The organism is Spiribacter sp. 1M189, assembly GCF_040838345.1.
Taxonomy (GTDB): Bacteria; Pseudomonadota; Gammaproteobacteria; order Nitrococcales; family Nitrococcaceae; genus Spiribacter; species Spiribacter insolitus.
In genome coordinates, this window is sequence record NZ_JBAKFF010000001.1 from 108835 (window position 1) to 126424 (window position 17590).

The 17590-nt window shown below is 67.0% G+C and carries 18 protein-coding genes; 6 read left to right on the forward strand and 12 right to left on the reverse strand.

Annotated elements, in window-relative coordinates; all coding sequences use genetic code 11:
* Positions 1-2: 2 nt before the first annotated feature.
* The 7 genes from V6X30_RS00540 to V6X30_RS00570 form a co-directional block, all read right to left on the reverse strand.
* Positions 3-833 (reverse strand): septal ring lytic transglycosylase RlpA family protein, encoded by an 831-nt coding sequence (locus tag V6X30_RS00540; RefSeq protein WP_367982689.1) that lies wholly within the window; start codon positions 831-833, stop codon positions 3-5.
* Positions 830-1834 carry a lytic murein transglycosylase B gene (gene mltB, locus V6X30_RS00545; RefSeq protein WP_367982690.1) on the reverse strand — a complete coding sequence of 335 codons (1005 nt, stop codon included), beginning with the start codon at positions 1832-1834 and terminating at the stop codon, positions 830-832. The genes V6X30_RS00540 and mltB overlap by 4 nt, the downstream gene beginning before the upstream one ends.
* Positions 1831-2967, reverse strand: coding sequence for a rod shape-determining protein RodA (gene rodA, locus V6X30_RS00550; RefSeq protein ID WP_367982691.1), 1137 nt, complete (start codon positions 2965-2967; stop codon positions 1831-1833). The genes mltB and rodA overlap by 4 nt, the downstream gene beginning before the upstream one ends.
* Positions 2942-4798, reverse strand: a complete 1857-nt coding sequence (mrdA, locus tag V6X30_RS00555; RefSeq protein WP_367982692.1) for a penicillin-binding protein 2 — start codon at positions 4796-4798, stop codon at positions 2942-2944. Before mrdA ends, rodA begins: the two co-directional genes overlap by 26 nt.
* 1 nt (position 4799) lies before the next feature.
* Positions 4800-5288 (reverse strand): rod shape-determining protein MreD, encoded by a 489-nt coding sequence (mreD, locus tag V6X30_RS00560; protein WP_367982693.1) that lies wholly within the window; start codon positions 5286-5288, stop codon positions 4800-4802.
* Positions 5281-6186, reverse strand: a complete 906-nt coding sequence (gene mreC / locus V6X30_RS00565) for a rod shape-determining protein MreC (RefSeq protein ID WP_367984506.1) — start codon at positions 6184-6186, stop codon at positions 5281-5283. The genes mreD and mreC overlap by 8 nt, the downstream gene beginning before the upstream one ends.
* A 67-nt stretch (positions 6187-6253) precedes the next feature.
* On the reverse strand, positions 6254-7297 hold the full coding sequence (locus V6X30_RS00570; protein ID WP_367965934.1) for a rod shape-determining protein: 1044 nt from the start codon (positions 7295-7297) through the stop codon (positions 6254-6256).
* A 117-nt stretch (positions 7298-7414) separates the two neighbouring features.
* On the opposite strand from V6X30_RS00570, the gene gatC reads away from it, so the two are divergent.
* Genes gatC through hslO form a run of 4 tightly spaced genes read left to right on the forward strand, consistent with a single transcriptional unit; the run spans position 7415 to position 11528 of the window.
* Positions 7415-7702 carry an Asp-tRNA(Asn)/Glu-tRNA(Gln) amidotransferase subunit GatC gene (gatC, locus tag V6X30_RS00575; protein ID WP_367982694.1) on the forward strand — a complete coding sequence of 96 codons (288 nt, stop codon included), beginning with the start codon at positions 7415-7417 and terminating at the stop codon, positions 7700-7702.
* Between the two features lie 39 nt (positions 7703-7741).
* Positions 7742-9199, forward strand: a complete 1458-nt coding sequence (gatA, locus tag V6X30_RS00580; RefSeq protein WP_367982695.1) for an Asp-tRNA(Asn)/Glu-tRNA(Gln) amidotransferase subunit GatA — start codon at positions 7742-7744, stop codon at positions 9197-9199.
* 6 nt (positions 9200-9205) lie between these two features.
* Complete coding sequence (gene gatB, locus V6X30_RS00585; RefSeq protein ID WP_367982696.1) at positions 9206-10639, forward strand: Asp-tRNA(Asn)/Glu-tRNA(Gln) amidotransferase subunit GatB; 1434 nt, start codon at positions 9206-9208, stop codon at positions 10637-10639.
* 7 nt (positions 10640-10646) lie between these two features.
* Entirely contained in the window at positions 10647-11528 is an 882-nt protein-coding gene (hslO, locus tag V6X30_RS00590; protein WP_367982697.1) for an Hsp33 family molecular chaperone HslO, read from the forward strand.
* Here the strand turns inward: hslO and V6X30_RS00595 are convergent.
* Genes V6X30_RS00595 through V6X30_RS00605 form a run of 3 tightly spaced genes read right to left on the reverse strand, consistent with a single transcriptional unit; the run spans position 11522 to position 13379 of the window.
* Positions 11522-12274 (reverse strand): HesA/MoeB/ThiF family protein, encoded by a 753-nt coding sequence (locus V6X30_RS00595; RefSeq protein ID WP_367982698.1) that lies wholly within the window; start codon positions 12272-12274, stop codon positions 11522-11524. The genes hslO and V6X30_RS00595 overlap by 7 nt on opposite strands.
* The gene (gene prmC, locus V6X30_RS00600; protein ID WP_367982699.1) at positions 12271-13113 is read right to left on the reverse strand and encodes a peptide chain release factor N(5)-glutamine methyltransferase; all 843 of its coding nucleotides are present in this window, start codon (positions 13111-13113) and stop codon (positions 12271-12273) included. The genes V6X30_RS00595 and prmC overlap by 4 nt, the downstream gene beginning before the upstream one ends.
* Positions 13113-13379 carry a Trm112 family protein gene (locus tag V6X30_RS00605; RefSeq protein WP_367982700.1) on the reverse strand — a complete coding sequence of 89 codons (267 nt, stop codon included), beginning with the start codon at positions 13377-13379 and terminating at the stop codon, positions 13113-13115. The genes prmC and V6X30_RS00605 overlap by 1 nt, the downstream gene beginning before the upstream one ends.
* A 136-nt stretch (positions 13380-13515) precedes the next feature.
* Here V6X30_RS00605 and V6X30_RS00610 point away from each other — a divergent pair, with 136 nt between their 5' ends.
* Both V6X30_RS00610 and dksA read left to right on the forward strand, forming a co-directional pair.
* A complete protein-coding gene (locus tag V6X30_RS00610; protein WP_367982701.1) occupies positions 13516-14589 on the forward strand; it encodes a 3-deoxy-7-phosphoheptulonate synthase in 1074 nt (357 codons plus the stop codon).
* A gap of 77 nt (positions 14590-14666) precedes the next feature.
* Positions 14667-15098, forward strand: coding sequence for an RNA polymerase-binding protein DksA (gene dksA, locus V6X30_RS00615; protein WP_367982702.1), 432 nt, complete (start codon positions 14667-14669; stop codon positions 15096-15098).
* 52 nt (positions 15099-15150) lie between these two features.
* Here the strand turns inward: dksA and prfA are convergent, their stop codons facing one another.
* Together prfA and hemA are read right to left on the reverse strand one after the other, a co-directional pair.
* The gene (prfA, locus tag V6X30_RS00620) at positions 15151-16239 is read right to left on the reverse strand and encodes a peptide chain release factor 1 (protein ID WP_367982703.1); all 1089 of its coding nucleotides are present in this window, start codon (positions 16237-16239) and stop codon (positions 15151-15153) included.
* Positions 16236-17513, reverse strand: a complete 1278-nt coding sequence (hemA, locus tag V6X30_RS00625; RefSeq protein ID WP_367982704.1) for a glutamyl-tRNA reductase — start codon at positions 17511-17513, stop codon at positions 16236-16238. The genes prfA and hemA overlap by 4 nt, the downstream gene beginning before the upstream one ends.
* Between the last annotated feature and the right edge of the window lie 77 nt (positions 17514-17590).

Sequence of the window (17590 nt, forward strand, 5' to 3'; positions counted from 1 at the left end):
TCTCAGTCAGCGGTGGCGGTTTCATCCGGAATAATGACATGCCCGGGCGAAAAACGGGCACGCTGAAGTTCGGCGCTGATGCGATCGACCGCGGCCACATCGGGCAGCGGCCCCACCCGCACGCGATGCAGGCCGTCATCGCCGCGGTGGATCCGGGGCGCGGCGGAGAGTCCGGCGCCGTTCAGCTCCGCGGCCAGCTGCCGGGCGTTGGCCGCCTGGCTGAAGGCGGCGAGCTGAATCCAGTAGGCCGGTTCATCGCCCGCCGGTTCACCGGCATCGATCGGTGCGGCGGCGGTGCGCACCCGGCCGGGCGTCGGCGTGGTGTTGTCCGGCGTCACGGTGCGGATCTCCACGGGGGCGGTACCGGTGCCGAGCATGCCCAGTTTGGCCGCCGCGGCGTAGGAGAGGTCGATGATGCGGTTATCGGCGAAGGGCCCGCGGTCGTTGACCTTGACCACGATGCGGCGGTCGTTGCCGAGGTGCCGTACTTCCACCCAGGTCGGCAGGGGGAGGTGCTTGTGGGCGGCGGTCATGGCGTACATGTCGTAGGGCTCGCCGCTGGAGGTCCGGCGTCCGTGGAACTTGCTGCCGTACCACGAGGCGATGCCGCGCTCGCGATGCCCACTGGCCGTCTCCATGACCTGGTAGCGTCTGCCGAAGACTTCGTAGCTCTCCGGGTTGCCATATCGGCTGCGCGGCGCGTCCTGCGGCACGGCATCGGGGATCGCCATGGGATTGTCGATGACCCGCCCGGGGCCATCGCCGGGCTCCGGCGCCAGGCTGCTGCAGCCGGCCAGCACCAGGGTGACGACCAGTACCGCCAGTGCCCTCATTGCCGGGCCTCGCGGATGGCGGTGGCGAGCTGATGGACGGCCATGGCGTAGAGCGCACTATGGTTGTAGCGCGTGATGGCGTAGAAATTCTCCAGCGTTACCCAGTACTCGGTGCCGTCCTCGAGTTCAAGGGCCAACAGCCGGGCGCTTTGGCCGCCATCCAGCGGCTGCCAGGGCTGTACGCCCGCCTGTTCCAGCTCATCCACGGTGTCCACCGGCTCCAGGGGCGTTCGCAGGAAGGCCTGCCAGGCGCTCCCATCGACCCGGGCGGGGACGGCCACCGGCGCGCCGGGCTGCCAGCCATGGATCGCCAGGTAATGGCCGACGCTGCCGATGGCGTCGGCGGCCTCGGAGAATAGATCACGCCGGCCGTTCTCATTGAAGTCCACGGCATAGGCGCGGTAGCTGCTGCTGATGAACTGCGGCACGCCCATGGCACCGGCGTAGGAGCCCAGCGGTGTGGTCGGGTCCATGCCCTCCTCGTCGGCGAGCACCAGGAATTCCTCGAGTTCGGAGCGGAAGAAGTCCGCCCGGGGGGGATACGCGAAACCCAGCGTGCGCAGGGAATCGATCACCCGATGGCGGCCGCGGTAGCGGCCATAGAGCGTCTCCACGCCGATAATCGCCACCATCACTGCCGGTGGCACCCCATAGCGTGCCTGCGCGGCGTCCAACCACTCGGCATGCTCATTCCAGTAGTCGACGCCGGCAGCGATGCGATCCTCGGTGAGGAAAATCCTGCGATACCGGTACCAGGGCAGTGCCTCGGCGGGGTTGCTGATCGCCTCGATAATCTCGGGCTGATGACGGGCCTCGTCGCGGATCAGGCGTTCCACCGCGTCCGCGTCCATGCCATGGCGGGTGGCCATTGCCTCGGAGAAATCCCGCAGCGCCTGTGGATCGGCGGGGTCTTCACCGTGGGCGGTGACACTGCAGGCCGACAGGGTGATGAACCCCAGGCAGAGAATCAGCAAAGACAGGACAGGACGAGCGGTGTTCACGATGACCACATGCGGCGGTGGGTATGGGTAGCCATGAGAATACCGAACCCCGCGAGAAGCGTCACCATGGATGATCCGCCGTAGCTCACCAGGGGCAGCGGCAGGCCCACCACTGGCAGGAGCCCCGAGACCATACCGATGTTGACGAAGCAGTAGACGAAGAAGGTCAGGGTGAGTCCGCCGGCGAGCAGGCGCGAGAAATTATCCTGGGCCTGATGGGCGATCCAGAGCCCTCGGGCGATGATGGCGAGGTAGACCGCGAGGGTGAGGATCACGCCGAGCAACCCGAACTCCTCGGCCATCACTGCGAAAACGAAGTCGGTATGGCGTTCGGGGATGAACTCCAGATGGGCCTGGGTCCCATTCAGCCAGCCCTTGCCGCTGACACCGCCGGAGCCGATGGCGATCTGTGACTGGATGATGTTGTAGCCGGCGCCCAGCGGGTCACGCTCCGGGTCGAGGAAGGTCAGCACGCGCTGGCGCTGGTAGTCCTGCATGCCGAAAAACCACAGCAGCGGGGCCGCCGCCGAGACCAGCACCGCCATCACCCCCATGAGCCGCCAGCCGATGCCACCGAGGAACAGCACACTCGCCCCGGCGGCGGCTACCAGGACGGCGGTACCAAGGTCGGGTTGGGCGCCGATCAGGCCCACCGGCACGGCGATCACCAGCACGGCGATGGCGGTGCGGCCCAGACTCACCGGCAGAGGGCCCCTGGCCATGAGCCAGGCCACCATCATCGGCAACGCCAGTTTCATGAGCTCGGAGGGCTGGAACCCGATCACGCCCAGATCCAGCCAGCGCCGGGCGCCGCCGCCGATCTGGCCGGCCACCAGTACGGCGATCAGCAATAGCAGGACGACGCCGAAAACCCACGGCGCCAGTCGGGCCAGGCGCCAGGGCGGGACCTGAGCCGCCACCACCAGCACCCCGAGGCCGATGCCCAGGCGGATGAGGTGATCATGAACCGGCTCGATGCGCCCACCGAAGGCGCTGTAGAGCACCACGACGCCAAGGCCGGCCAGTAGTGCCAGCAGCGCCAGCAGCACGCCGTCCAGGTGCAGGGCACGCTGCAGCAGGCCACCGGTGGCGCGCCGCGCCGCTGCGTTAACGCCACCCGCGGGCCAGTTCACCCTGTGCCTCCAGTTGTTGCATCCAGGCCTCGATCACGCGGCGTGCCATGGGGGCTGCCGTGGTGCTGCCACTGCCGCCGTTCTCCACCACCACGGCGACGGCAATACGCGGCGAGGTGGCCGGTGCGAAGGCGGTGAACAGGGCATGATCGTGAAAGCGCTCGTCGATGGCGTCCTCGTCGTATTCCTCGTCCTGGGCGATGCCGATGACCTGGGCGGTACCGGTCTTGCCGGCGATGCGGTAATCCAGGTCCTCGCCGATGGCGCGCGCCGTCCCCCGCGGACCGTGGACCACCTCGACCATGGCGTCGATGGCGGTCTGCCAGAGGGCCTCGTCGTCAAGCGTCAGTGGCTCGACGAGCGGCGGTTCGATGGCCTCGCTATCGACTGGCTCGAGCAGATGTGGCCTGACCGGCGCGCCGCGGTTGGCGAACATGGCGGTGGAGGTGGCCAGCTGGATCGGCGTGGCCAGGGTGAACCCCTGACCGATGCCGGTGTTGACGGTCTCGCCCTGATACCAGGGCTCGCCCAGGTTGTCGCGCTTCCACTCGCGGGAGGGCATGACGCCTTGCCGTTCGCCGGGCAGATCAACACCGGTCTCAAGGCCGAACCCGAATCGGGTCATCCAGTCGTGCACGGCATCAATGCCCATCTGATAGGCGAGGTCGTAGTAGTAGATGTCGCAGGACTGGGCCACCGACTGGATGAGATCGACATGACCGTGGCCCTGGGGCTTCCAGTCACGCCAGGTGCGGGAGACGTTGGGCAGGTGGTAAGTGCCGTTGCAGAAGACGGTCTCGTCGGGGTCGACATGGCCCGAAGCGGCACCGGCCAGCCCCAGGAAGGGCTTGACCACGGAACCCGGCGGGTAGCGTCCGCGCAGCGCGCGGTTGAAAAGCGGCTGATCGGGATGACCGCGCAGTGAACGGAACGCCTGGCGATCGAGGCCGCGCGAGATGGCGTTGGGGTCGAATCCGGGTTGGCTGGCGAGGGCGAGGATGCCGCCGGTTCGCGGATCCATGGCCACAATGGCGCCGCGGTGCTCGCCGAGCGCCGCTTCGGCTACGCCCTGCAGCTCGATGTCCAGGGTCAGCCGGATGTCATCGCCCGGTATGGGCGGTTCGCGATCGATGATCGAGAGCGGCCGCCCGAGGGCATTGGTCTCGATCCGCTCGAGACCCATTTCGCCGCGCAGTCGATTCTCGTAGGCGCGTTCCACGCCGGTCTTGCCGATCATGCTGGTGCCGCGGTACCGGCGTCGATCACGGTCGCGCAGCTCCGATTCGCTGATCCGGCCGACATAGCCGATGGCATGCGAGCCGATCTTTCCGTACGGATAGTGACGCGTGAGGTGCGGACGGACCTCCACCCCGGGGAAGCGATGGCGGTTGACCGCAAGCCGGGCCACGTCGGCATCACTCAGCTGGAGTTTGAGCGGAATTTCCTGAAAGCCCCGGGCCCGTCGGCGCGCCTCCTCAAAGGCGTTGATCTCCTCAGGGGTGAGATCGATCAGGCCGTTCAGTGCTTCCAGCAGTGCATCCATGTCGCCGACTTGCTCGGGGATGACCGTCAGGCGGAAGGCGGGACGGTTCTCGGCGAGGATGCGTCCGTCGCGGTCAAGGATGAGCCCCCGGGTGGGCGTGACCGGTGCGAGACGCACCCGATTGTCCTGGGACTGCGCCGCGAAGTGGTCATACTGGGCGATCTGCAGGTAGGCGATACGCCCCACCAGGACGCTGAACAGGAGCGCCGCGAGGACGCCGGCGGCCAGCAGCCTGCCGCGCACCACGCGGCGTTCACCGGTCTTGTCACGCAGCAGATCGAGGCTCATGTCAGTTGACTCGGTAGGCGCGGCGCAGGAAGCGCAGCAGCAGGAAAACCGGCGGCCAGATCAGCGTGCTGGTGAGCACCGGGAGCCAGAACTGCCAGTCGAGTGCCGGTGCGTTCATCAGGCTTCGCGTCGTGAACAGCGCACTGCGGACCAGGAGGAGCAGCAGCAGCACGGTCAGGGCCTGTTGCCAGACCGGGAAGTTGCGGATGCGCTGGTAGAGCTGAATGGTCAGATAGGCGGCCAGGGCGAAGGCGAGGGCGTGCGAGCCGAGCGGCGTTGCCTGAAGGACGTCCTGCAGCAGTCCCACCAGCCAGGCGATGCCGACGCCCACCCGTGAGGGCAGGGCGAGGCTCCAGTAGATGATGACCAGCATGGTCCACTCCGGCCGCCACGGCTCAACGGCCGACGGTAACGGCAGCACGGTGAGCACCAGCGCCAGCAGGATGGTGAGCGCGATCAGCCAGCGCCCGTGTGGCCGCGCGTCATTCATCGTCCGTTTCCGTGCCTGATTCATCAGGCAGATCCATCGCGGCCGCGGCATCGCCCCGCTCGATGAGCAGCACCTCCTGGACGCGGCCCAGCGCGCCGAGCGGTTCCACCTCCACTTCCGAGAATTCCCGCCCTGGGTTGGTGGTGACGCTGCGCACCTCGCCGACCGGATAGCCCGCCGGAAAACGCCCGCCCAGCCCCGAGGTGACGAGCAGATCACCGGCGCGGATGTTGGCGTTGTTGGGCAGGCTGCCGATGGTCAGCGTATTGATCCGACCGGTGCCAAACGCGACGCTGCGCAGGCCGTTGCGATTGACCTGCACCGGAATGCCGTGGCTCGGATCGCTGATGAGACGGACGGTGGCGGTGAATGGCGAGACGCGTTCGACCTGGCCGATCACGCCGTCGGCGTCGATGACCGGTTGCCCGACATGGATGCCATCCCGCAGACCCTTGTCGATCTGGATCAGGTGGCTGAACGGGTCCAGGTCAACGGCGACCAGCTCGGCGATCAGTACCGGTCGTTCCAGTTCGTAGGAGGAGTCCAGCAGGCTGCGCAGGCGGATGTTCTCCACCTCCAGGGCGTCAAGACGCTGGAGCCGGGCCTCGTAGATGCGCTGGCGATCCCGCAGGCGCTGGTTTTCGGTGACGAGCTCCCGGCGGCTGGTCAGGGATTGATCGGTGAGGCTGGCCAGCCGGTCGGGCAGTCCGGCAATCGCTCGAATCGGGTGGACGGCGGCAGAGAGGGTCTGCCGCGCCGGCTCCAGCAGCCCCTGGCGGTGATCGACGGCGAGGAGCGCGATCGACAGCAGAGCCAGCAGCACGAACCGTACCGTGGTCGATGGAGCCTGTGTGAATAGTGGTTTGATGGCCTGGCGTCCTCCAGCGAATCGCGTAATGCCAAAAGCCTAGCGAGCGCTCGGTCAAGCCCTCAAGCGCCTCTGCCTCCGGCCCGACCCGCTGGGCCTACTCGCTGGTGAACAGGTCGGCGCCTTTCTCGTCCATGAGCTCCAGGGCCCGACCGCCACCACGCGCCACGGAGGTCAGCGGATCCTCGGCGATGACCACCGGGAGACCCGTCTCTTCCATCAGCAGCCGGTCGATATTGCGCAGCAGGGCACCGCCGCCGGTGAGCACGATGCCACGCTCGGCCACATCGGCGCCGAGTTCCGGGGGTGTCTGCTCCAGTGCCGTCTTGACCGCACCGACAATGCCGGAGAGCGGTTCCTGCAGGGCTTCGAGCATTTCATTGCTGTTGAGCGTGAAGCTGCGCGGGATGCCCTGGGCGAGATTGCGGCCCTTGATCTCGAGCTCGCGGACCTCGTTGCCGGGAAAGGCCTGGCCGATCTCGTGCTTGATGCGCTCGGCGGTGGCCTCGCCGATGAGGATGCCGTAGTTGCGGCGCACGTAGTTGACGATCGCCTCGTCGAACCGATCGCCACCGATCCGCACCGAGGCGGAGTAGACAATGCCGTTCAGCGACAGGACCGCCACCTCGGAGGTGCCGCCGCCGATGTCGAGGACCATGGAGCCGCGCGCCTCGCCGACCGGCATGTTGGCGCCAATGGCGGCGGCCATGGGCTCTTCAATCAGATACACCTCGCGGGCGCCGGCACCGGCGGCCGATTCGCGGATGGCGCGTCGCTCGACCTGGGTGGAGCCACAGGGCACGCAGACGAGAACCCGCGGGCTCGGCCGGAAGAAGCGGGCCTCGTGGACCTTCTTGATGAAGTACTGGAGCATCTTTTCGGTGACGGTGAAGTCGGCGATGACGCCATCCTTCAGCGGCCGGATCGCCTTGATGGTGCCCGGGGTGCGGCCGAGCATGAGCTTGGCCTCGCGCCCGACGGCGGCGATGGTCTTGGGGCCTCCGTCGCGGTCCTGCCGGATCGCCACCACGGACGGCTCATCGAGCAGAATGGACTGCCCGCGGGAGTAGATCAGTGTATTCGCCGTGCCGAGATCGATCGAAAGATCGTTGGAGAAAATGCCCCGTATGCCCTTGAACATGAAGAAATCCAGACGAGTAGGAAAGATCCGCTAATCTATCAACCGCCGGGGGTTTGGGCAAGCAGGCCGGTGTGGTAGCTTAACCCGCTTGACGCTTGATTCTCGAGGTGATCCCGCATGTCCATCGACGCCGATGAAGTGGCGCAGATTGCGCATCTGGCCCGGCTCGCCGTGAATACCGAAGACGGCCAGGCCCACGCGCAGAACCTGTCCGAGATCCTCGCCTTCGTCGAGCGGCTCGGTAACGTCGATACCCGGGGCGTAGAGCCGCTCGCCCATCCGCTGGAGATGACTCAGCGGCTGCGTCCCGACGAAGTCATCGAAGGCAACGAGCGCGAGCGCTTTCAGGCCATCGCCCCGCTGACCGAGGATGGTCACTACCTCGTTCCACGCGTCATCGAATAATCCCGCCCGACAGGGCCCCGGCTCAGGATTCGACCGACCATGCATGACCGGACCATTGCCGAACTCGGCGCGGCGCTCGAGCGCGGCGAGTGTTCCAGCGTCGAGCTGACCCGCTCGGCGCTCAATGCCATCGAGCAGGCCGCCGAACTCAACGCCTTCATCACGTTGACCCCCGAGACCGCACTGGCCGAGGCGGCCGCCGCCGATGCGGCACGGGCCCGCGGCGAGGCCGGCCCGCTGACCGGCGTGCCCATCGCCCACAAGGACATCTTCTGCACCGAGGGTACGCGCACGAGCTGCGCCAGCCGCATGCTGGATGGTTTTGTCCCGCCTTATGATGCCTTCGTTGTCAGTCAGCTGCGGGCCGCCGGCGCGGTCAGCGTCGGCAAGACCAATATGGACGAATTCGCCATGGGCTCGTCCAACGAGACCAGCTGGTACGGTTCGGTGCGAAACCCCTGGGACACGAATACCGTGCCCGGCGGGTCATCCGGTGGCTCCGCCGCGGCGGTGGCCGCGCGCCTGGTCCCCGGCGCGACCGGTACCGACACCGGTGGCTCCATCCGCCAGCCCGCGGCGCTCACCGGTATCAGCGGCCTCAAACCCACTTACGGACGGATCTCCCGCTACGGGATGATCGCCTTCGCCTCCAGCCTCGATCAGGCGGGGCCCATGGCGGCCACGGCAGAGGACCTGGCGATCATGCTTGAGGCCATGGCCGGGTTTGACCCCCGCGATTCGACCTGTGTGGATCGGCCGGTGCCGGATTATCGCTCGGCGCTGGGCAGTGGCAGCCTGAGTGGACTGCGCGTCGGCCTGCCGCGGGAGTACTTCGAGGCGGACGGCGTCGACAGCGAGGTGACCCGGGCCGTCGAGGCCGCGGTGGACACGCTGCGGGAGGCCGGCGCCGAGATCCGAGAAATCTCCCTGCCCAACACCAGCCTCGCGGTGCCGGTCTACTACGTGATCGCGCCGGCGGAGGCCTCGTCCAACCTGTCGCGCTTTGATGGCGTCCGTTATGGCCACCGCTGCGATGACCCGACCGATCTCGAGGATCTCTACAAGCGCAGCCGCGGAGAGGGTTTCGGCGAAGAGGTCAAGCGCCGGATCATGGTAGGCACCTACGCGCTGTCGGCCGGTTACTACGATGCTTATTACCTGAAGGCCCAGCAGGTCCGGCGCATGATCCGCGACGATTTCGCCCGGGCGTTCGAAGAGGTGGATGTCATCGCCGGTCCCACGGCGCCCTCCACGGCCTTTGCCCTGGGCGCGAAGTCGGACGACCCGGTGCAGATGTACCTCTCGGACATTTTCACCATTGCCGTCAATCTGGCGGGGCTGCCGGCCCTGTCCGTTCCCGCGGGCTTTGGCGGCGGGCGGCCGGTGGGGCTTCAGCTCATCGGCAATCATTTCGACGAGGCGCGCCTGCTCGGCGCCGCCCACGGCTACCAGCAGCTCACCGACTGGCACATGCGGCGGCCGTCGCTGGAGGGATAGCGGATCATGCAATGGGAAGCAGTCATCGGTCTGGAGCTGCACGCGCAGCTGGCCACGCGCACCAAGATCTTCTCCGGTGCCTCCACCGCCTACGGGGCGGAGGCCAATACCCAGGCCTGCGCCATCGATCTGGGCATGCCCGGCATGCTGCCGGTGCTCAATGAGCGGGCGGTGCGCTATGCCGTGCGCCTGGGCCTGGCGCTGGACGCGGAGGTGGCGGGCCGATCGGTATTCGCCCGCAAGAACTACTTCTACCCCGACCTGCCCAAGGGCTACCAGATCTCGCAGTACGAGATCCCGGTGGTGGGTACCGGGCATCTGGATATCGAGCTCGAGGATGGCAGCCAGAAGCGTATCGGCGTGACGCGGGCGCATCTCGAGGAAGATGCCGGCAAGAGCCTGCATGAGGGCTTCACCGGCATGAGCGGTATCGACCTCAACCGTGCCGGCACGCCGCTGCTGGAGATCGTCTCCGAGCCCGAGCTGCGCTCGGCGAAAGAGGCGGTGGCCTACATGAAGAAGATGCACTCGCTGGTGCGCTACCTCGGCATCTGCGATGGCAACATGCAGGAGGGCAGCTTCCGCTGCGACGCCAACGTCTCGGTGCGGCCGGTGGGGCAGCTCGAGTTCGGCACCCGGGCCGAGCTGAAGAACCTCAACTCATTCCGCTTCGTCGAGCGGGCCATCAATTTCGAGATCGAACGCCAGATCGAGCTCATCGAGGACGGCGGCACGGTCGTGCAGGAGACCCGGCTGTTCGATCCCGACCGTGGCGAGACCCGTTCCATGCGGGGCAAGGAAGAGGCCCACGACTACCGTTATTTCCCCGATCCGGACCTGCTGCCACTGGAGATCACGCGTGCGTTCATCGACGAGGTGCGTGCCGAGCTGCCGGAGCTGCCGGATGCCAAGCGGGCGCGGTTTGCCAGTGATTACGGCCTGCCGGATTACGATGCCGGCGTCCTGACCAGCTCGCGTGAGCTGGCGGATTACTTTGAAGCCGTGGCCTCGGCCTGCGGCGACGCCAAACTCGCCGCCAACTGGGTGATGGGCGAGTTCTCCGGCGCGCTCAACAGGGCCGGGCTCGACATTGCCGATAGTCCGGTGGATGCCGAGGCGCTGGCGGGGCTGTTGCGCCGCATCGTCGACGAGACCATCTCGGGCAAGATCGCCAAGGAGGTCTTCGAGGCCATGTGGCAGGGCGAGGGCGATGCCGATGCCGTGATCGCTGACCGTGGCCTGGAGCAGGTCACCGACAGCTCGGCCATCGAGGCCATGGTGGATGAGGCCATCGCCGCCAACCCGCAGCAGCTCGAGCAGTATCGTGCCGGCAAGACGAAACTGATGGGCTTTTTCGTCGGCCAGGTCATGAAGGCATCCGGTGGCAAGGCCAACCCGCAGCAGGTCAACGACATCCTCAAACAGCGTCTGGACGGTTGAGCCGGGCATGAGCGATCGACTCCACCGCTTTCTGTTCGAGCATGCCGATGTCCGTGGCGAGGTGGTGCAGCTGGACGATGCCTTCGCCGAGATAGTCCGGCGCACCGACCACGAGCCGGCGGTCGAGCGCCTGATCGGTGAGGGGCTGGCGGCGGTGGCGCTCCTCGCCGCCACGCTCAAGTACCCCTGCGCCCTGACCCTCCAGCTCCAGGCCCGCGGGCCGCTGACCCTGCTATTGGTGCAGGCGGCCAGTGATGGTTCGCTGCGGGCGATGGCCCATGCCCGGCAGCCGGTGCCCGATGATGCCCCGCTGGAAGCTCAGGCCAGTGATGGCACGCTGGCCATCACCATTGAGCCGGAGTCCGGTGGTGAGCGCTATCAGGGCGTGGTGGACCTGGCCGGTGGCAGCCTGTCGGCCGCGCTGGAACACTACTTTCGCGAATCCGAACAGCTGCTGACCCGGGTCTGGCTGTCCGCCCGGGAGGATCACGCCGCCGGCATGCTGATCCAGCGCCTGCCGGCGAGCGAGGCGGCTGATGGGGATGCCGACGCCTGGTCGCGGGCCGAGCAGCTCGCCGCCACCATCACCGGCTCCGAGCTTCGCGAGCTGGCGCCCGGGGAGGTCATCCGGCGGCTTTTCCATGAGGAGGATATCCGGCTCTTCGACCCGATGCCGTTCCGCTTTCGCTGCCGATGCTCGCGGGCACGGGTGGCGGCCATGCTCCAGGGGCTGGGCGAGCAGGAGATGCGCGAAACGCTGGAGGAGCAGGGCCAGGTGGAGGTTCACTGCGATTTCTGCAACGAGCCCTATCGCTTCGATGCGGTGGATATCGAGGCGCTTTTCACCGACCCCGCCGTCCGTTCACCGGGCAGCGACGAGTCTCACTGAGCGCTTGGTGCGCCACAGACGGGGCACTGCGGATCACGGCGCAGATTGAGGCGCCGCCACTGCTGGGTCAGGGCATCCACCACCAGCAGGCGACCGGCCAGGGGTTCGCCGAGCCCGGTCAGCACCTTGACCGCTTCCACGGCCTGCAGGCTGCCGATCACGCCTGTGAGCGGGCCCAGGACGCCGGTTTCGCTGCAGCTCTGCGCCTCCTCGCCGGTGTCGGCGTAGACGCAGCGATAGCAGGGGCCGCCCTGGTCGGGCCGGAAGACCGCCACCTGGCCGTCCATACCGATCACCGCCCCCGATACCAGCGGCCGTCCGACGGCGACACAGGCGGCATTGACGGCGAAGCGGGTGGCAAAGTTGTCCGACCCGTCGATGACGATATCGACGTCCCGTACCACCGCGGCCAGATGGTCGGCGGTGATCCGCTCCGCCAGGGTGTCCACATGGACTTCCGGATTGAGCGCGGCGATCCGGTCGCGGGCCGACGCGGTCTTGAGGCGGCCCAGGTCGTCGGTGCCATGGAGGATCTGGCGCTGCAGATTGGTCAGTTCGACCCGGTCGAAGTCTGCCAGAACCAGATGCCCCAGGCCGGCGGCGGCCAGGTAGAGCGCCACCGGCGAGCCAAGCCCGCCCAGGCCAATGATCAGCGCGCGGCTTGCCAGCAATTGTTCCTGGCCGGCCAGATCCAGCCCCGGCACCATGATCTGCCGGCTGTAGCGGATGAGCTGTTCGTCGTTCATGCCGGACGCTCCAGAATGCCGCCGCTCACGCGTTCATGCCCGGCCAGGTCGCGACGGGTCTCGATGGCCGTGAAACCCTGCTCGGCAAGCCGCCCTCGCACGGCAGCGCCCTGCCCGTACCCATGCTCGAGCCAGATCCGGCCGCCCGGGTCGAGGTGCCGCGGTGCCGCGGCGATGATGAACTCCAGTGCTTCCAGGCCGGTGGCGCCGGCGCGAAGCGCGCCGCGCGGCTCGAAGCGGGCGTCGTCGCGATCCGGTTCGGGTTCGTCGTCGGCGATGTAGGGCGGATTGGCGATGATCAGCCCGAAGCGATTGCCCGCGACCGGGGCGTACCAGTCACCCGCGAGAAAACGGACCGAGACGGCGCCAAGGGCCTCGGCATTGCGTGAGGCTACCGCCAGCGCGTCGCTTGAGCGGTCGACGGCGTCGATGCGGGCGCTCGGCCAGGCGCGGGCCAGCGCGATGGCGATACAGCCACTGCCGGTGCCCAGTTCCAGTACCCGGTCGGCGGGCTGCGCCAGGGCGGCCTCGACCAGGTGTTCGGTTTCGGGGCGGGGGATGAGGACCGACGGCGTCACGGCCAGTTCGAAGTCCATGAAGCCCCGTCGCCCCAGCAGATAGGCCACCGGTTCGCCATCCCGCCGACGCCGCAGGGTGGTCCTGAAACGCTGCCAGGCGGCAGGTTCGATCGAGGCCTCGGGCCAGGCGCGCAGCTGCACCGGCTCAAGGCCGGTGGCGGCAGCGAGCAGACAGTCGGTGTCGATCGCCGCGCTGGGGCTCGTCTCGGCAAGCTGATCGATCCCCCAGCGCCGGGCCTCGGCCAGCGTGGCGGGATCCATCACTTCAGGCCGGCGGCCCGCAGATTGATGGCCCGTTCCTCGAGCATGACCGGTATGCCGTCGTCGACGCGGTAGACGCGTTCCTCGTTGGCGGTGATCAGGCCCTCCTCGACGGGGGACTCCACCGGCGTCTCATCCTGGTAGTACACCTCGCCGCCGGCAATGCGTTCGTTGAGCGATTTCAGCTCCGCTCGGGCAAGGGCGCGGACCGGTTGTTTGGTCACCGGGCAGCAGAGAACGTCGAGGAGTTTGCGGTCGATGGCCATGGCGACTCGGCTGATTGGGCTTATTGCTCAGGATATCAGAATGTCCGTTCGGCGGTCCTTGTCGTGGAGAAATTCGCCGGCGCGGGCTACCATGGAAAGACTATTCGTCAACGGAACTGCGGGTTTGGAAAACGCCATGAGTGAAGCGCCCATCGATAATCTGAACGTCCTCGCCCAGGAGCCCCTGCCCACGCCGATGGAGATCAAGACGCGACAGCCGCTCTCCGAGCGTGGTCGCGAGACGGTGGAGGCCGGTCGCAAGGCGGTGGAAGCCATTCTGGACGGTCAGGATCCCCGGTTGCTGGTCGTGATCGGGCCCTGTTCCATCCACGATCTGGAGGCGGCCAAGGACTATGCGCGGCGCCTCAAGGCCCTGCATGACGAGTTGCAGGATTCACTGTTCATTGTCATGCGCGTCTACTTCGAGAAGCCCCGCACGACGGTGGGCTGGAAGGGGCTGATCAACGACCCCTACATGGACGACAGCTTCGATATCGAGGAAGGACTCGGTCGCGCGCGCGACCTGCTGCTCTACCTGGCCGAACTGGGGCTGCCCGCCGGCACCGAGGCGCTGGATCCGATCACACCCCAGTACCTCGGCGACCTGATCAGCTGGACGGCGATCGGTGCCCGGACCACCGAGTCGCAGACCCATCGCGAGATGGCCAGCGGCCTGTCCACCGCCGTGGGCTTCAAGAACGGCACCGACGGCAGCCTGGACGTGGCCATCAATGCCATGCGCTCGGCCTCCAGCCCCCACAGTTTCCTGGGGATCACGCAGCAGGATGGGCGCTCGGCGATCATCCGCACCGCCGGCAATCGCTACGGCCATGTCGTGCTTCGCGGCGGTGATCAGCCCAATTACGATTCGGTGAGCATTGCCCTGTGCGAGAAGGCGCTGGCCGATGCCGGCCTGCCGGCACGGCTGATGGTGGACTGCAGCCATGCCAATTCCAGCAAGGATCCTGGCCTGCAGCCACTGGTGATGGAGAATCTGGTCAACCAGATCATCGAGGGCAACCGCTCCATCGTCTCGGTGATGATCGAGAGCAACATCGGCTGGGGTAATCAGAAACTGGGCAATGATCCGGCCGCCCTGGACTATGGGGTGTCCATCACCGATGGCTGCATCGACTGGGAGACCACCGAACGTGTGCTTCGGGATGCCGCCTCCAGGCTCTCCCAGCCACTGCTCGCCCGGACCGGCTGACGGTAGGGAAGAAATTGGGGCTTGACCGTTTCGACGGCGAAGGGTTGAATCAGCCCTCGACCTAACGGAGGTGCACTATGACCGACAAGGCTTCACTGCCCGTTCGGGGGATTGAGCCCTACCAGCCCGCCGAGGGCGAGGAGTACATGAACGAGGCTCAACTGGCGCATTTTCAGGCCATCCTCGAGGCGTGGAAACGGCAGCTGCAGGAAGAGGTGGAGCGCACGGTCAGCCACATGCGTGATGACGCGAATCATTATGCGGATCCGGCCGACCGCGCCACCCAGGAAGAGGAGTTCGCCCTGGAACTCCGCACCCGGGACCGGGAGCGCAAACTGATCCGCAAGATCGATCAGACCATGGAGCGCATCCGCAAGGATGACTACGGGTTCTGTGACCAGTGCGGGGTGGAGATCGGGCTGCGACGTCTGGAAGCCCGACCCACGGCCACGCTTTGCGTGGATTGCAAGACGCTCGAGGAAATCCGCGAAAAACAGCGGGTCGCCTGACTGGAGCGGCCCTGACGGCGGGGGGCGGTTCTGCGCCGCCTCCGCGTCGATCTCAGCCTTCGGCTGCCAGCGCGGCCAGCTGGTCCGCCTGGTACTCGCTGATCAGCGGATCAATCACCACGTCCAGATTGCCCATCAGGACGTCTTCCAGCTTGTAGAGCGTCAAGTTGATCCGGTGGTCGGTCACCCGGGCCTGCGGGAAGTTGTAGGTGCGGATCCGCTCCGAGCGGTCGCCACTGCCCACCAGCAGACGACGGGTTTCGGTGCGCTCCGCGACGGCGGCGTCCCGCTGCTGGTCCATGAGTCGGGCCTGCAGCAGTGACAGCGCTTTGGCGCGGTTCTTGTGCTGCGAGCGTTCCTCCTGGCATTCCACGACCACGCCGGTTGGCAGGTGGGTGACCCGTACCGCCGAATCGGTCTTGTTGACGTGCTGACCGCCGGCGCCGGAGGCGCGGAAGGTGTCGATGCGAAGGTCCGATGGGTTGATATCGATCTCGTCGAGGGCCTCGGCTTCAGGGAGCACCGCAACGGTGCAGGCGGAGGTATGGATGCGGCCCTGGGATTCGGTCGCGGGGACGCGCTGGACTCGATGGGCGCCGGACTCGAACTTCAGCCGCGAGTACACGCCCTGACCCGCCACCCGCGCCACGACCTCACGGTAGCCACCCTGTTCGCCGTGGCTCTCGCTGAGGATCTCGGTGCGCCAGCCCTGCTGCTCGGCATAGCGCAGGTACATGCGCAGCAGATCACCGGCGAACAGCGCGGCCTCATCGCCGCCGGTTCCGGCGCGGATCTCGAGGAACGTGTTGCGCGCGTCGTTGGGATCCTCGGGGATCATCAGGACCTTGAGGGCCTGCTCCAGATCCGCGAGGCGATCCCGTGCATCGGCGGCCTCATCCTCGGCGAGTGCCCGCATGTCGGCGTCACCCTCGGTGGCCATCTCTTCGGCCGCCGCCAGATCCGCCTCGGCGGCCTCGAAATCGTTCAGGGTGCGCGCCACCGGCTCCAGCCGGGCGTACTCCCGCGACAGGCGCGTGAAGGTGGCCGAGTCGCCGATGATGTCCGGGTCGGCCAGCAGTTGCTCGATTTCCTCGTGCCGCTCGACCAGGCTCTGGAGTTTGCGGCGCAGGTTGTCATTCATTCGTTGTCGTCATCTCTGCGGTCGTCGAGGCCCAGCAGGCGGTGGCTCTCCCGGATGGTCTCCGGATCACCACTACGGGCTGCCTCGCGCAGCCCCAGCGTGGGCAGATGCAATAGCTTTCGGGTCAGCCGATGGGCCAGGGCCTCGAGCACCTGCTCGGGGGGCTGGCCGGCGTTGAGCTGCCGACGGGCCTGGTCCAGCGCGTAGTCGCGCTGGCGCTCGCCATGCTGGCGATAGCGGCGGATGGCGCTGACCGCGTCCAGCGTCCGCACCCAGTCCATGAACCGGTCGGCCTGGTCGGCCACCAGGCGTTCGGCCTCGTCCGCGGCTTCCGCTCGCGACCGCCGGTTGCGGTCGATCACGTCGCGCAGATCGTCGACAGTGTACAGGTAGACGTCCGCCAGATCCTCGACGCTGGGCTCGATGTCGCGGGGCACCGCCAGGTCGGCCATGAAAACCGGCCGATGTCGCCTTGCCTTGAGGCTCTGACGCACGGCATCGCGGCGCAGCACGGGCTCAGTGCTTGCCGTACAGGAGATCACGATGTCCGCCCTCGGCAGATTGGCCTCCACCTCATCCAGACCCAGGGCCTGCCCGTCGCACAGTCCGGCCACCCGCTGGGCACGATCGCGGCTGCGGTTGGCCACCATCAGGCCGCCCATGCCCTGTTCCTGGAAGTGTCTTGCCGTGAGTTCGATCATCTCACCGGCACCGATCAGCAGCGCCTGCCGCTCGCCAAGATCGCCAAAGATCTGGCGGGCGAGGGTCACCGCGACGAACGCCACCGAGACCGGATGCGCGCCGATGTCAGTCTCGGTCCGCACCCGCTTGGCCACCGAGAAGGCGTGCTGGAAGAGCCGGTCGAGAATCTGCCCCAGAAGTCCCGCCCGCGAGGCGGAGTGATAGGCCACCTTGGCCTGGCCCAGTATCTGCGGCTCGCCCAGCACCAGCGAGTCGAGGCCTGCGGCGACCCGCAACAGATGGATGATGGCATCGCGACCCTCGAGCGTGTACAGATAGGTGCTCAGGCCGTCGTGCGGCAGCCCATGCTGGCTTTCCAGCCAGCGCTGCAGGATCGCGGGCGTTGCCTCGGGCGCCAGTACGGCATAGATCTCCGTGCGATTGCAGGTGGAGAGAACGGCGGCCTCCCGCACACCCGGTCTCTCGGCGAGGGCAGTCAGGGCAGCGTCCAGTCGTTCGGCCGGAAAAACCACCTGCTCCCGCACGGCGAGCGGCGCTGACTTGTGATTGAGGCCCAGGCTGACGACAGGCATCGGGATCCGGTTGAATGGAAAGTGGCAGATTGTAGGGCAGCATCGCTGCAACACAAGTATAGTAAGGCCTTGATGAG

Excerpts from the sequence above, each read along its gene's own strand:
- V6X30_RS00540 (WP_367982689.1), bottom strand. The coding sequence starts at position 833 with ATGAGGGCACTGGCGGTACTGGTCGTCACCCTGGTGCTGGCCGGCTGC.
- mrdA (WP_367982692.1), bottom strand. The coding sequence starts at position 4,798 with ATGAGCCTCGATCTGCTGCGTGACAAGACCGGTGAACGCCGCGTGGTG.
- mreD (WP_367982693.1), bottom strand. The coding sequence starts at position 5,288 with ATGAATGACGCGCGGCCACACGGGCGCTGGCTGATCGCGCTCACCATC.
- V6X30_RS00570 (WP_367965934.1), bottom strand. The coding sequence starts at position 7,297 with ATGTTCAAGGGCATACGGGGCATTTTCTCCAACGATCTTTCGATCGAT.
- gatC (WP_367982694.1), top strand. The coding sequence starts at position 7,415 with ATGTCCATCGACGCCGATGAAGTGGCGCAGATTGCGCATCTGGCCCGG.
- gatA (WP_367982695.1), top strand. The coding sequence starts at position 7,742 with ATGCATGACCGGACCATTGCCGAACTCGGCGCGGCGCTCGAGCGCGGC.
- gatB (WP_367982696.1), top strand. The coding sequence starts at position 9,206 with ATGCAATGGGAAGCAGTCATCGGTCTGGAGCTGCACGCGCAGCTGGCC.
- hslO (WP_367982697.1), top strand. The coding sequence starts at position 10,647 with ATGAGCGATCGACTCCACCGCTTTCTGTTCGAGCATGCCGATGTCCGT.
- V6X30_RS00595 (WP_367982698.1), bottom strand. The coding sequence starts at position 12,274 with ATGAACGACGAACAGCTCATCCGCTACAGCCGGCAGATCATGGTGCCG.
- prmC (WP_367982699.1), bottom strand. The coding sequence starts at position 13,113 with ATGGATCCCGCCACGCTGGCCGAGGCCCGGCGCTGGGGGATCGATCAG.
- V6X30_RS00605 (WP_367982700.1), bottom strand. The coding sequence starts at position 13,379 with ATGGCCATCGACCGCAAACTCCTCGACGTTCTCTGCTGCCCGGTGACC.
- V6X30_RS00610 (WP_367982701.1), top strand. The coding sequence starts at position 13,516 with ATGAGTGAAGCGCCCATCGATAATCTGAACGTCCTCGCCCAGGAGCCC.
- dksA (WP_367982702.1), top strand. The coding sequence starts at position 14,667 with ATGACCGACAAGGCTTCACTGCCCGTTCGGGGGATTGAGCCCTACCAG.
- prfA (WP_367982703.1), bottom strand. The coding sequence starts at position 16,239 with ATGAATGACAACCTGCGCCGCAAACTCCAGAGCCTGGTCGAGCGGCAC.
- hemA (WP_367982704.1), bottom strand. The coding sequence starts at position 17,513 with ATGCCTGTCGTCAGCCTGGGCCTCAATCACAAGTCAGCGCCGCTCGCC.